The following is a 13,798-nucleotide window of genomic DNA, read 5'->3' as shown; positions in this document are numbered from 1 at the left end:
TCGCCATCGCAAAATCTGGAAAGGGCTACATCGCAAAAGCGGCCTAATCAGAATATTATTTGGAGAAAATTTAATTTATTATTTGGATATATACACAGTTCATTGCGAGGCCTACCGTCATTGCGAGGAGGCACGACGAAGCAATCTTTCTCTTTGTCATACTACCTTACCCTTTGTCATCCTGAGCGCAGTCGAAGGATCTGTACGGTTGTACACGAACAGATGGTTCGACTACGCTCACCATGACAGAGACAGAAAGATTGCTTCGTTCCTCGCAATGACGCTTTTTTTGTCTTATTCCTTCCCCTACACCTCCCATCACCAATCCCAACATCCCCTCTACCATCTCCTCCACCATCCCTTCCACCACCGCCCAACACCACCTTCTTCCACCATCCCCTTTCCATCCCCTCCACCATCCCCTCCACCTCACCCCTTTCACCGCTTGACCTTCGATGCAAAACCATACTGAAAGTAACCTAAAAGTATGCTTTTCCTATGCAAACCATACAAAAACCCTACTAATACCCTATTAAACCCATACTTTCAGCTTGAAGCATAGGAACAAGTCCTACCACTTCATCAACCATAACAAAATGACTCAAAAAATTTTATATTTTTGCGAAGGTTCATAAATCAACCAAGAAGAATATTCCAGCAAACTCAAAACAACACAACAAATGACAGCATATAACGAAGATAGTATACGTTCGCTCGATTGGAAAGAACATATCCGCCTAAGACCGGGTATGTATATTGGAAAATTGGGTGATGGTTCTGCCTATGATGATGGAATCTATGTCCTTTTAAAGGAAGTGGTAGACAATTCCATCGATGAATTTGTTATGGGTGCTGGAAAAACCATCGATATCACCGTCAATGAGAATCGGGTAACCGTTCGGGATTACGGGCGCGGAATTCCGATCGGTTCTGTGGTGGATGTGGTATCAAAAATAAATACCGGAGGTAAATACGACAGTAAGGCCTTCCAAAAATCCGTGGGATTAAACGGGGTGGGTACCAAGGCTGTCAATGCCCTGTCCAATCAATTCACGGTACAATCCTACCGCCAAGGGGTTACCCGTATTGCCCAATTCAGCAAAGGCGAGCTGTTGGCCGATGAGCAAAAAGACACTACCCAACGAAATGGAACATCCGTCACCTTCTACCCAGACGATTCCATTTTCAGAAACTATAAATACCGTTCCGAATTTGTGGAGAACATGATCTGGAATTATGTTTTTCTAAATTCTGGACTCACCATCAATTTCAATGGTCAGAAGTTCATTTCCGAAAATGGATTAAAGGATTTGTTGGAAAGAAATGTCGACACGGAAAGCATGCGCTATCCAATCATCCACTTGAAAGGGGAAGATATCGAAATAGCGATGACCCACGGCCAGGGTTATGGTGAAGAGTATTATTCCTTTGTGAATGGTCAACATACCACCCAAGGTGGTACCCATCAGGCTGCTTATCGCGAAGCGGTGGTAAAAACCATCCGTGAATTCTATAAAAAAGAGTTTGATGCATCCGACATCCGTTCATCCATCATTGGGGCCATTGCCATCAAGGTGCAGGAGCCGGTATTCGAATCCCAAACAAAAACAAAATTAGGATCCCAGAGTGTAGGCCCAGAAGGACCAACCGTTCGTACCTTCATCAACGATTTTGTGAAGAAGGCTTTAGACGACTACCTGCACAAGAACCCTGCGACCGCAGAAGCCCTGCAAAAACGTATCCTTCAATCAGAAAGAGAACGCAAGGATATCGCGGGGATCAAGAAATTGGCAAACGAAAGAGCAAAAAAAGCCTCTCTACATAATCGAAAGCTCCGGGACTGTAAGATTCATTTCAGCGATAAACACGAGCGTAATTTAGAAACAACCCTATTCATCACCGAGGGTGATTCGGCGAGTGGATCCATCACCAAATCCAGGGATGTACAAACACAAGCCGTATTCAGTCTGAAAGGTAAACCGTTGAACTCCTTCGGGTTGACCAAAAAGATCGTGTATGAAAATGAGGAATTCAACCTTCTTCAACATGCCTTGAACATCGAAGATGGTATCGAAGGGCTACGTTATAACAATATCGTGATTGCAACAGATGCCGATGTGGATGGTATGCACATCCGTTTGCTGATCATGACCTTCTTCCTTCAGTTCTTCCCCGATCTGGTAAAAGCCGGACATGTGTCCATCCTTCAGACGCCATTATTCCGGGTTAGGAACAAGAAAGAAACCATTTATTGCTATTCCGACGAAGAAAGAATCCGAGCCATCAACAAATTAGGCGCAAAACCAGAAATTACCCGATTCAAAGGACTTGGTGAAATCTCGCCGAGTGAATTCGGACTGTTCATAGGTGGCGATATGCGTTTGGAACCGGTTATCCTATCCAAAGACAATAGATTGAGCCAGTTGTTGGAGTATTACATGGGCAAGAACACACCGGATAGACAGCATCATATCGTCAATAACCTGCGTGTGGAATTGGATACCGAAGAAGAAATGACCAAGGAAGCGGTTGTGTGATGAAGATCACTTTTCCTTCCTAATTATCATTACTTTTTAATCCAGGATTTCTTTGCTATTTGCGTCAGTTTAAAATTACATGACGCATTCATTCCATATCCCTGTTTTAGGTTTAGCTTTTTCCGTAGATACGGCCATTAAGGTCGCCCAATTTGGTATTTCATCCGTTGTATCCATTGTGGATGATGAATTACTGGAGCGACTTCGCGCCTACTATTCCAACGAAAACCAGCTTGAATACGAAGCCATTGGGGAACACATGGAAGATGCTCGGGCAAGAAGAATAACCGCCTACCTCAATATGATCCAGGTATTGGTGGACAAGCAACTTGTACACTTAAAAAACTGTGATTGGTTGCAGGATGAAACCGCCAGCAAATATTTTTCGCTGCTACCGGAGCAACATCATTCCAGAAACCTTTTTCAGCAATGGCGGGATACCAATTCTTCAGGCGAAAAGGAAAGATTAAAAACAGCGATCTGCGAGGCCATGCTACCGGGCGATATTGATGTCAACATCATGTCCAAGGTAGATAAGATCAATTATTCCAAAGATGGCGAGATGCTTTCGGAATATTATTCCGATGCTACAGCAGCCGTTCGAGGTTTTGCCAACAGCACCTTACGATCTTCCGTTGTGTTGTCGGCCGGAATGAACCCGAGATTATATGGTCAACTCCAGGAATTCCCCCAATTCTTCCCAGACGAGCATGGGAATTTCACCAAAAAAATAACCTTAAAAGTGTCTGATTACCGATCAGCACTGATCCAAGCGAAATATTTAGCAAAACGAGGTATTTGGATTTCCGAATACCGGATAGAATCGGGCCTTAATTGCGGAGGTCATGCGTTTGCCACCGATGGTTTCTTATTAGGGCCGATTCTTGAAGAATTCAAAATAAATAAAGCTGCCCTGTCGGAAGAGATTTTTCCGTTGTACCAGGCAGCACTAAGCGAAATAGGTCGAGAAATTGAACATGTTCCTGGCATTCGGTTTACCGTTCAGGGTGGCGTGGGAACTACCCAGGAACATCAATTTCTTTTAGACTATTATGGGTTTGATGCCGTAGGATGGGGTTCCCCTTTCCTATTGGTGCCCGAAGCAACGACCGTTGATGAGGAAACCCTGAACAACTTAGCGAATGCCGCTCCAGAGGATTTCTATATCAGCAATGCCTCCCCATTGGGTGTTCCGTTCAATAATTTCCGGAAAAGTACGGCCGAACAATCGCGTTTATCCCGAATAGCCAAAGGTCGCCCGGGATTCCCTTGTACCAAGAAATACCTGGTCTCGGATAGCACCTATTCCGATGAACCCCAATGTACCGCTAGCCGGGTATATCAGGTGAACAAGATCAAGGATTTAGACCAGGCAGGATTGAATGCCCAGGAATATGAAAAAGCCTATCAGAAGATTGTAGAGAAACAATGTCTATGTGAGGGGCTGGCCACACCAGCCTACCTGAAGTACCAGATTCTCAAACCTAGGGAAAGATCGGCAGTGGCCATCTGCCCAGGTCCTAATACGGCTTATTTCAACAAGATCTATACCCTTCAGGAAATGGTAGACCATATCTATGGCAGAATCAATGTTCTTAAGGGGGTCAAAAGACCGTCCATGTTCATTAATGAACTGGAATTATACGTCAACCACCTAAGTAGCTATATACAGGAGAACCTGTTGGATCTGGATGTAAAAAAGAAAAAGTATATCTATAAATTTCAAAATCAATTGGTCGAAGGCATTGCCTATTACAGGTCCTTACAGGATCGGGTGAGCCAGGTTTTTGGAGAGTCTAAGGCAGCTTTTCAGGAACAATTGGCCAATTATGAAAATCAGCTTAAACCGCTCATTGTGTAATTTAATTGCCTACTGTGAAAAATGGAAAGCAGCCGTCGTGATGATGGCTGCTTTTATTTTTTAAGCTATATAAAGCTGTTTATTTAGAGAATTTGCGGAATTTTCCGAATACGCCTAAAGGAAGTTTAGGACCGGCAGTTGCCTGCAAATACAATTCGCCGATTTCCAGGTTCTCCACCTTTGGAAAAGAAGTCTTGATCAGGTTTTCCACGATTACGGATGAGAAACCTAACGAATAGGTATTCAGAATCAGGAAGTGTTCCTTTGGATCCAATAGTTTAACGACGTCCTGCATCATTTCCATGATATGGTCTTCCAACTTCCACTTCTCCCCTTTTGGACCATGTCCATAAGCCGGCGGATCCAGGATGATCCCATTATAGGTATTGCCCCTTTTCAGCTCCCTTTTCACAAATTTCAAGGCATCTTCTACCACCCAGCGGATATCGCTTATGCCGGAGATTTCCTGGTTTTCGTTCGCCCAAGTTACCACCTGTTTGATCGAATCCACATGCGTCGTATCCGCTCCTGCTGCTTTAGCAATCAAGGAAGCCCCACCCGTATAGGCAAATAAATTCAATACTTTTGGATTTGGGGTTTTGAATCCTTTCACAGATTCTGAAATATAATCCCAATTCACGGCCTGCTCCGGAAAAATCCCTACATGCTTGAAGGAGGTCAATCCCAATCGGAATTTAATGGCTACATCCTTGTTTTTGTATTGGATATGCCACCTATCTGGCGATTTAGGGTTCTTTTTCAACCATTCTCCACTTGTTGCAGAACGACCTTTGAATTTGATGTGGTAGCGTTTGTTCCATTCGGCATCGCCTAAAGCTTTCGGCCATACAGCCTGTGGCTCCGGACGGATCAGAATCAGCTCGCCGAATCGTTCCAATTTTTCAAAATCACCACAATCGATCAGTTCATAATCTTTCCAGTGCTGTGGTGTCAGTAATTGTATGGGAGAATTTGTATTCAAAACAGTAAATTTTGGCAAAGATAGCAAATAAGGAATAATATCCTCTATGTACGCAGTTCTACTTCCTCAGGTTCTACTTCCTCAGGTTCTACTTCTTCAGGTTCTACTTCTTCATGGTATCGCGAGCTGCTTTCATCAAAGGACTCGCAAATACAAATTCGTTCAGCTCCTTATTGTCCGATTTCAGCATATCCTGATTAGAACCTTCCCAATATTTCTTCCCTTTGTACAGGAACATGATATATTGACCGATCCCCATCACGGAGTTCATATCATGGGTTACCACTACAGTGGTGGAATTGTATTCTTCGGTCAGTTCTTGGATCAGTTCATCAATGAGGATGGAGGTGGCTGGGTCTAATCCGGAATTGGGCTCATCACAAAAAAGGTATTTTGGGTTCATGGCGATCGCCCTGGCAATACCCACCCGTTTTTTCATACCTCCGGATAATTCCGCCGGGAACAATTTGTTCTTTCCAGCAAGATTCACCCGCTCCAAACAGAAATTTGCACGATCCAACTTTTCAGATTTGCTCATCTCCGAGAACATATCCAAGGTAAAAACGATGTTCTGTTCTACGGTCATGGAGTCGAAAAGCGCTGAGTTCTGGAAAAGCATACCTATTTCCTTACGGATTGGCACCTTTTCCTCAAAGTCCATCTTGGAAAATTCCTTACCATCAAAAAACACCTTTCCCTTGTCTGGTTGATGCAGGCCGACGATACATTTCAGCACCGTACTTTTTCCAGATCCGGAACCTCCAATAATGAGGCTGACCTTTCCTGGTTCAAAAGTAGCACTGATCCCGTCCAATACGAGGTTATCCCCAAAAGATTTATGAATATCTTGAATTTCAATCATTTACATTACAACATTAAAGCAGTTATCAAATAGTCACAGGCAAGAATGGTAATACAACCAATCACAACTGCTCTGGTACCTGCTTGTCCAACTTCCAAAGCCCCACCACGTACATTAAAACCTTTGTATGCCGGCACCGAAGTGATGATAAAACCAAACACAAAAGCTTTTACCATAGCAACAGCTACCGTAAAACCATTGAATCCGGATCGGATACCTTCATTATAATCATCCACGGTCACAGCTCCGGAGAGCGACCCGCCGATAAGACCACCTACGATAGCACAAAAGATAGCCACCGTTACCAAAACAGGAACCATGATGACCCCAGCTATGATCTTCGGAAGGATGAGGTATCCTGCCGCGTTTATCCCCATGATTTCCAATGCATCGATCTGCTCGGTTACCCGCATGGAACCAATCTGGGAAGAAATGGAGGACCCCACCTTTCCCATCAATACCAAGGCAGAGATGGTAGGTCCAAGTTCCAGAATATTGGAGTCACGGTTTATCGATCCGATAACCGAGGTTGGGATCAGGTCGGAAACCAATTGAAAGGCAATCTGCATGGTCATTACCGCCCCGATAAACGTGGAAATAATCAGGATCAAGCCCAAAGAACCCACACCAATATCACTCATCTCATGGAGGACTTCCTTCCAGTAAATTTTCCATTTTTCGGGTTTCCGAAAAACCTTCTTCAACAACAATATGTAGTCGCCTATATAGTAGAATATCATATCAATATATTTAGCATCCGTTCAAGATAACAATTCTGTGGAATTATTTCACCGACAAATCTAATTCATTTACCGAAAATTTAGGCAACATAGCCTATTTTCAGTTAATTAATTTGTATAATCGTACTAGTTTTGACGACAACAAAACAAATAAACAATGAACAACAAAATAGCAACGGGCATCTGGTTAGTCTTTATTGGACTGGTTGTCCTCCTTCATAACCTACATATCATCGACTTTAACTTTATTGGCGCCATTAAATATTGGCCTTTATTGTTGGTATCCATTGGTATAGGTTTTTTATTGCAGAACCGCAAGAATACCGCTTGGATCCTTGCTGCCTGTAACATCATCATCTGTTCCTTTATCTTTTATCAGGGCGTAACTTCAGAAGACACCATCTTTGATTCGTTTACAGCAGTTAGTGATGATGCCGAATTTATTCCTGCCAACTCGATAGGAAAATCTTCGGAAGGAATCGCTGAACGTATTACCCTTAAATTCAATGGTGGGGCGGCTAAGTACATCATGAATACTGACGTCAATACGGATTCCCTTTTCCGTGCAAGCACCGATAGCCCTAACTCTTCCCTTTCGTTGAGCAATACGGATGAAATCAATAACTTCACTATAAATACGCAGATCAAGTCCAGCAAATACGCCAAGAACAAGATTTTTGTAGGTTTGAACCCGAATCATATCTGGGATCTGGAATACAATATCGGTGCGGCCAGCATCAGTGCTGATTTCAAGAAACTGAAATTGGGATCCTTGAGCATCAATTCGGGTGCGACCAGTTTGGACATGTACCTTCCTGTTCCGATCGAGGGGGATCATTTAATCGATATCAACACCGCTGCTTCCAGCATCAAGTTATTTTTGCCGAAGGGAGCAGATTGTAGCGTTGAAACCGACTCTTTTCTGTCCAGCAATAAATTTGAAGATGTGGATATCAGCGATGATAAGATCCGAAAAACTTCGGGATACGATAAATCCAACAGCCGCTATACGATCAAAGTGGATGGCGCAGCAAATTCATTGACCATTTTACGCTATTAACTTTTAAAAATAGCTAACTTTGTGCGGTATGGACAGCTTGAAATCATCAGAATTAGCAGGGGGATATTGTAATTCAAAAACATCGTATAGTAGGTTTTTGACGAGAGAAGTACAGATTGGGGATATTCCCATGGGTGGAAATCAACCTATCCGCATCCAGAGTATGACGACAGTGGACACCATGGATACCATGGGTTCGGTGGAACAGACCATCAAGATGGTGGATGCAGGATGTGAGTATGTCCGCATTACGGCTCCTAGCATCAAGGAAGCCGAAAATCTAGCAATCATCAAGAAAGAATTACGCTACAGGGGTTATCAAGTCCCTTTGGTGGCGGATATACATTTCACGCCGAATGCTGCGGAAGTAGCGGCGAGGATCGTAGAGAAAGTGCGCGTGAATCCGGGTAATTATGCGGATAAGAAGAAGTTCGACCAGATCGATTATACCGATGCTGCTTATCAAGCGGAATTGGATAGGATCTATAAGAAATTCGCCCCATTGGTGGGTATCTGTAAGGAATATGGTACTGCCATGCGGATCGGAACTAACCATGGTTCGTTGTCTGACCGCATCATGAGCCGTTATGGGGATACCCCAGAAGGCATGGTGGAATCGGCCTTGGAATTCATCCGGATCTGTGAAGATCTGAATTACTACAACCTGGTGGTTTCCATGAAATCTTCCAATCCGCAGGTGATGGTGCAGGCTTATCGCTTGTTGGTCGAGAAAATGGTTGCCGAGAACATGAATTATCCTTTGCATCTTGGCGTTACGGAAGCTGGTGATGGCGAGGATGGCCGGATTAAATCGGCGGTGGGGATCGGGACCTTGTTGGAAGATGGACTTGGCGATACCGTGCGTGTTTCTTTGACGGAAGAACCGGAGAAGGAAGCTCCAGTAGCCATTGCTTTGGTAAACCGCTACAGCAATCGGAAAGCAGCCCTTGTATCTGAACCCAAACGGGAAATCCTGCAATTGGCGACGGTGTCAAAAGAGACCAAAAGATATGAGTCTTCGGAGGTTAACGCCTTTATTGGGGGTTCTTTGGTGCCGAGGATTGTGGTGGATATCACACAGAAAAACCTAAAAGATCCTTTTATCCTTACGGAAGTAGGCTATAAATACGATGCGGTGTTGGATAAATACCATATGGGCGACCAATCGGTAGATTTTGTTTACCTGGGCGATCAATTGCCATCGTTTACTATGCCTGGCAACCTGAAACAGCTATATAATTATAAAACCTGGTTGGGTTTAAGCAATAAGGCGAACATGCATCCGATCTATTCTTTGGAGGAATTTAATGAAGCCAAGGAAAAGGATGCTGCCATGAACCTGATCCATATCAGCAATGATGATCTGCAATCGGAAGCTTTTGCGCAATTGGCCATTGATAAAACTTTGGTTTTTATCTTGGAGACTGATCATCTGCATGGTATGGCGGATCAGCGTCAGTTTTTTGCGAATCTTCAGGAAATCGGAATTGATAATCCGGTGATTTTGAAGAGAAGTTATGCGGTGGAAGAATTTTCGGGACCATTGGGAGATATTATGGATCCGGAGGAACCGATCTCGAAGATACAGCTCTATGCTGCGACTGATTTTGGTGCGTTATTGATCGATGGATTGGGATCTGGGATTTGGTTGGATAGCCCAGCGACTCCAACTGATAAGATTGCTTCAGTATCTTTTGGGATTTTGCAAGCTACAAGGTCTAGGATCTCTAAAACGGAATATATTTCTTGCCCGAGTTGTGGTAGGACTTTGTTTGATCTGCAGGAAACTACGCAGATGATAAGAAGTAGAACTAACCACTTGAAAGGCTTGAAAATCGGGATTATGGGTTGTATTGTGAATGGACCGGGTGAGATGGCTGATGCGGATTATGGGTATGTAGGTGCTGGCCCGGATAAGATAACGTTGTATAGAGGGAAGCAGGTGGTGAAGAAAAATGTTTCTTCGGCGAATGCATTGGATGAGTTGATTGAGATTATTAAGTCTGATGGACTTTGGGTGGAGATGGAAGGGTAGAAAGTATAGGTTATTGGGAGGTTTTAACGTCATTGCGTGTATTTATACGTCATTGGATGGAACTATACGTCATCGTAAGTTTTAACGTCATTGCGAGGAACGAAGCAATCTTTAACCATGTCATGGTGAGCGCAGTCGAACCATCTGTTCGTTTACCAGCGTACAGATCCTTCGACTACGCTCAGGATGACACGGAAAGAAAGTCTAGCTTATCCTAATCGAAAGATTGCTTCGTCGTACCTCCTCGCAATGACGAGAATTACTTCCTCTTAAACCTCATCACCGCAATATCGCCAATTATCAACGTCATTGCATCCCCGTTCACACTCATCACATTCACCTTCTCCAACGTTGAAAAATACAAAGGCTCTCCATCACCCTTACAAGCCATCTTCGTAGAAAAAATTCCACTGAAATTCACTTTCCTACCATCCAAGCTCATATTACTTCCATAATTATTGCATCCCCCATTTCCTGAAACCTTCGAAGATCCAGCCTGAATCACCATAGTCGGCTTCTTCCCTGGAAACAATTCATTGAAAGGTTTATTCGATCCAGCGATATAATCCAACTCCCAAGTCCCAGCAACGGAAACATCGGAAGAAATCTCCTTAAATCGCGCCAAAGGAGCTTTACGACCTTGATTTAAAGACAACACCCCATCTGCAAACGTATAATTATCCGCCTGTTGCAAGGATTGCCCCAAACCCCTCTCAATCTCCATATTCTCGCAGGCCATCATCGTTGATATCCCTCTCGTAAAATGTATTTTATTGTTCTTTGCGAATTGAAATTCCCCATTCAGTGTATTACAACCCCCATTGGCCGAATAACGTCCAGCCTCATGCAAAAACTCCAAATAAGGCATCTTCCCATTTACCTCAGCGGCTACTGGTTTCCCACCCAATTCCACTAATTGCCATTTCTTACCGGTGATTTTAGCGATGTCAGCTGATTCATCTGCTGTAACTTGTTTGGATGTACTACAGCTCGAAAAGATCAAGCTGGCTACAGCTAGCATACTAAAAATTGTTTTTTTCATAGTGATTTTCTTATTTCTTTTATTAATACTCTCCTAAAGACGAAATGTTTGAACGAAGTGCTACTAAATTACCCTAAATAATATCTACTAAACTAGTATATTTTATAATATTTTTGAGGTAATTCGTCCGTTTTCCGTATGTTTGTCCTTAATTAAGAATTAATCTAAAAAGAAGATTGAGTTCCCTTTTTATCCATATCCTTACCCCAGTCGCAATATTCCTTTTTATTGCTTTATTCACGCTTTTTGCAGTATATGCGGAGCGTAAGATTGCAGGTTTTGTACAGGATCGATTAGGGCCAATGGAAACCGGGAAATTTGGATTGCTCCAAACCTTTGCGGATATCCTCAAACTCCTTCAAAAAGAATTTATTTCTCCAGCGGCAGCGGATAGAATCCTCTTTGCCGTTGCCCCTATCCTGATTTTTGTGGCGGTTTTTGTTGGTTTCTCGGTCGTTCCTTGGGCAGCCGATTTTGTTCCAGCAAATACACACACCGGTTTATTTTTTATTATGGCGGTGGTTTCCATCGATGCTATTGGTATTCTGATGGCCGGATGGGGCTCAAATAACAAATATTCCCTTTTGGGATCTATTCGTGCCATCGCGCAGATGATTTCCTATGAATTACCGGTAGGATTATCTTTGATTGCTGCGGTGATGATCACCCAAACCCTTAATCTGAACGAAATTGCCCTCAATCAAGGGATTTATAGTGAACAAGATCTGTTTTTCTTAGGCATCTGGAATGTGAAGGATATAGGGGGTATCTTATCCTGGAATGTTTTCCAGGCACCGCATCTCTTGGTGAGCTATGTCATCTTTTTCATTGCTTCCCTTGCAGAATGCAATAGAGCACCTTTTGATATCCCTGAGGCGGAAAGTGAACTGATCGGAGGTTTCCATACAGAATATGGTGGTATCCGTTTTGCCTTTATTTTCCTGGCGGAATACGCTATGATGTTCTTGGTGGCGATGCTGGGCGTGGTGATCTTCTTGGGCGCTTGGAACAGTCCCCTTCCCAATATTGGAAATGTACGTTTGGCCGATTGGACCACCGGACTTTATTGGGGTATTTTCTGGACATTGATCAAATCTTTGTTCATTGTAGCCGTGCAAATATGGATCCGCTGGACCCTTCCGAGGTTCCGTGCTGATCAACTTATGGTCTTATGTTGGAAGATCTTAATCCCAGTGGCATTTCTTTGCATGGCCATTTCCGGGATTTGGCGAATTACAGTGATGGTTTAAAATATTGATAGGTTGACATGATTATCAAATCTACACTTAAAGGATTGGCTACGGCCATAAAGGGACTCAGCTTAACGGTGGCCCACCTTTTTAGTGCCCGAAAATCAAGAACCTCCCTGGACATTAAACAGGTAAATTATTTCGAAAAACAAGAAGGTGTGACCACCGTTCAATTTCCTTCGGAAAAAATGCCGATCCCCGATGTGGCCAGGTATCAATTGGATGTAGAAATAGACGATTGTATTGTCTGTGATTTATGTGCCAAGGCCTGTCCGGTGGATTGTATTGCCATAGAATCCATCAAATCCCCAGAAGCCATTGGAAAAACCTCTGATGGAAGCGTAAAGAGACTTTATGCAGCCAAATTCGAGATCGATATGGCAAAATGCATGTATTGCGGATTATGTACCGTGGTTTGTCCTACGGAATGCATCGTTATGACGGATAATTACGACCGCAGCACCACAAATCTGGCGGATCTAACCTATACTTTTTCGGACATGTCGGATGCGGAAGTGCAAAAACGCAAGGAAGAATGGACGCGTTTTCAAGCTGAAAAGGAGGCAGCAAAGGCTAAATAATGGAATTAGTATTGTTCTATTCTTTTGCCGTGTTGGCGATCGGTTCTGCCCTTCTGGTAGTTAGCCTGAAAAATACAGCACGTGCCTTATTTCTTTTCTTCGTGGTGTTGTTCGGTATGGCCGGATTGTTCCTGTTTGCCTTAGCTGATTTTGTCGCCATTACCCAGATCATGGTCTATGTGGGTGGCGTATTGATCCTAATGATCTTTGCCTTCATGCTTTCCAACAAGGAACTATTGGCGGATCTACAAAACACATCCTCCAGATTCCTATCCATGCCCAACTGGCAATCCCTTCTCTTAACGTTGGGATTTCTTGCCGTGATGATCTATGGCATCATCGAATGGCAACAACATACCCCGAATTGGATTACCCAAAATATACATAAAGGACAGGTTATTTTACCTTCCGACAATAATATCAACCATTTGGGCATCAAATTCATGACTCATTATCTACTTCCTTTTGAAGTGATATCCATCTTTTTATTGATGGCACTGATCGGGGCGGCCCATCTATCCAGAAAGGAGGATAAACAATGATTACTTTAACTCATTTCTTGGTAGTATCCGCTTGTCTATTCTGTATCGGATTATATGCGGTATTGGCCAAAAGGAACGCCATCATGATTTTGGTAGGGATAGAATTCATCATCAATGCCGCCATTTTGAATCTGGTAGCATTCGGCAGGTATGATAAGATCAATTATGGCGGACAGGTGTTTGCTCTTTTTGCCATAGTGCTGGCTGCTGCAGCTGTTGCTGTCGGATTGGCCATCATTTTGAATGTGTATAGAAAATACAAATCCATTAACCCGGATAATATTACGGACCTAAGAGATTAATGTG

13 protein-coding genes are annotated in these 13,798 nt (G+C 43.3%); 8 read left to right on the top strand and 5 right to left on the bottom strand.

The features are described from left to right. Positions 1 to 166: 166 nt before the first annotated feature. Complete coding sequence (locus VJ786_RS08640; protein WP_099365812.1) at positions 167 to 442, bottom strand: hypothetical protein; 276 nt, start codon at positions 440 to 442, stop codon at positions 167 to 169. 238 nt (positions 443 to 680) lie between these two features. On the opposite strand from VJ786_RS08640, the gene VJ786_RS08635 reads away from it, so the two are divergent. Both VJ786_RS08635 and VJ786_RS08630 read left to right on the top strand, forming a co-directional pair. Further along, positions 681 to 2,537 (top strand): DNA topoisomerase IV subunit B, encoded by a 1,857-nt coding sequence (locus tag VJ786_RS08635; protein WP_099365813.1) that lies wholly within the window; start codon positions 681 to 683, stop codon positions 2,535 to 2,537. A gap of 79 nt (positions 2,538 to 2,616) precedes the next feature. Next, complete coding sequence (locus tag VJ786_RS08630) at positions 2,617 to 4,398, top strand: hypothetical protein (RefSeq protein WP_099365814.1); 1,782 nt, start codon at positions 2,617 to 2,619, stop codon at positions 4,396 to 4,398. A 79-nt stretch (positions 4,399 to 4,477) separates the two neighbouring features. Here VJ786_RS08630 and VJ786_RS08625 read toward each other — a convergent pair whose 3' ends face one another. The 3 genes from VJ786_RS08625 to VJ786_RS08615 form a co-directional block, all read right to left on the bottom strand. Then, a complete protein-coding gene (locus VJ786_RS08625) occupies positions 4,478 to 5,380 on the bottom strand; it encodes a class I SAM-dependent methyltransferase (RefSeq protein ID WP_257213692.1) in 903 nt (300 codons plus the stop codon). Positions 5,381 to 5,483: 103 nt separating this feature from the next. Beyond that, positions 5,484 to 6,242: an ABC transporter ATP-binding protein gene (locus VJ786_RS08620; RefSeq protein ID WP_099365816.1), complete on the bottom strand. Its 759-nt coding sequence runs from the start codon at positions 6,240 to 6,242 to the stop codon at positions 5,484 to 5,486. Positions 6,243 to 6,247: 5 nt separating this feature from the next. Then, positions 6,248 to 6,982, bottom strand: coding sequence for an MlaE family ABC transporter permease (locus VJ786_RS08615; protein WP_099365817.1), 735 nt, complete (start codon positions 6,980 to 6,982; stop codon positions 6,248 to 6,250). 157 nt (positions 6,983 to 7,139) lie between these two features. Between VJ786_RS08615 and VJ786_RS08610 the strand changes: the two genes are divergently transcribed. Further along, positions 7,140 to 8,042, top strand: a complete 903-nt coding sequence (locus tag VJ786_RS08610; RefSeq protein WP_099365818.1) for a LiaI-LiaF-like domain-containing protein — start codon at positions 7,140 to 7,142, stop codon at positions 8,040 to 8,042. Positions 8,043 to 8,070: 28 nt separating this feature from the next. After that, a complete protein-coding gene (gene ispG / locus VJ786_RS08605) occupies positions 8,071 to 10,077 on the top strand; it encodes a (E)-4-hydroxy-3-methylbut-2-enyl-diphosphate synthase (RefSeq protein WP_099365819.1) in 2,007 nt (668 codons plus the stop codon). A gap of 259 nt (positions 10,078 to 10,336) precedes the next feature. On the opposite strand, the gene VJ786_RS08600 is transcribed toward ispG, so the two are convergent. Continuing rightward, on the bottom strand, positions 10,337 to 11,119 hold the full coding sequence (locus VJ786_RS08600; RefSeq protein WP_099365820.1) for an META domain-containing protein: 783 nt from the start codon (positions 11,117 to 11,119) through the stop codon (positions 10,337 to 10,339). A 176-nt stretch (positions 11,120 to 11,295) separates the two neighbouring features. On the opposite strand from VJ786_RS08600, the gene VJ786_RS08595 reads away from it, so the two are divergent. Genes VJ786_RS08595 through nuoK form a run of 4 tightly spaced genes read left to right on the top strand, consistent with a single transcriptional unit; the run spans position 11,296 to position 13,794 of the window. Then, positions 11,296 to 12,369, top strand: a complete 1,074-nt coding sequence (locus tag VJ786_RS08595; protein ID WP_099365821.1) for a complex I subunit 1/NuoH family protein — start codon at positions 11,296 to 11,298, stop codon at positions 12,367 to 12,369. Between the two features lie 17 nt (positions 12,370 to 12,386). Further along, a complete protein-coding gene (locus VJ786_RS08590; protein WP_099365822.1) occupies positions 12,387 to 12,950 on the top strand; it encodes a 4Fe-4S binding protein in 564 nt (187 codons plus the stop codon). Then, positions 12,950 to 13,492 carry an NADH-quinone oxidoreductase subunit J family protein gene (locus VJ786_RS08585; protein WP_099365823.1) on the top strand — a complete coding sequence of 181 codons (543 nt, stop codon included), beginning with the start codon at positions 12,950 to 12,952 and terminating at the stop codon, positions 13,490 to 13,492. The genes VJ786_RS08590 and VJ786_RS08585 overlap by 1 nt, the downstream gene beginning before the upstream one ends. After that, the gene (gene nuoK, locus VJ786_RS08580; protein WP_099365824.1) at positions 13,489 to 13,794 is read left to right on the top strand and encodes an NADH-quinone oxidoreductase subunit NuoK; all 306 of its coding nucleotides are present in this window, start codon (positions 13,489 to 13,491) and stop codon (positions 13,792 to 13,794) included. Before VJ786_RS08585 ends, nuoK begins: the two co-directional genes overlap by 4 nt. The last annotated feature ends 4 nt before the right edge of the window (positions 13,795 to 13,798 follow it).

It is taken from the genome of Sphingobacterium tenebrionis, assembly GCF_037126265.1.
Taxonomy (GTDB): Bacteria; Bacteroidota; Bacteroidia; order Sphingobacteriales; family Sphingobacteriaceae; genus Sphingobacterium; species Sphingobacterium tenebrionis.
This window is presented reverse-complemented; position numbering and strand designations above follow the sequence as displayed.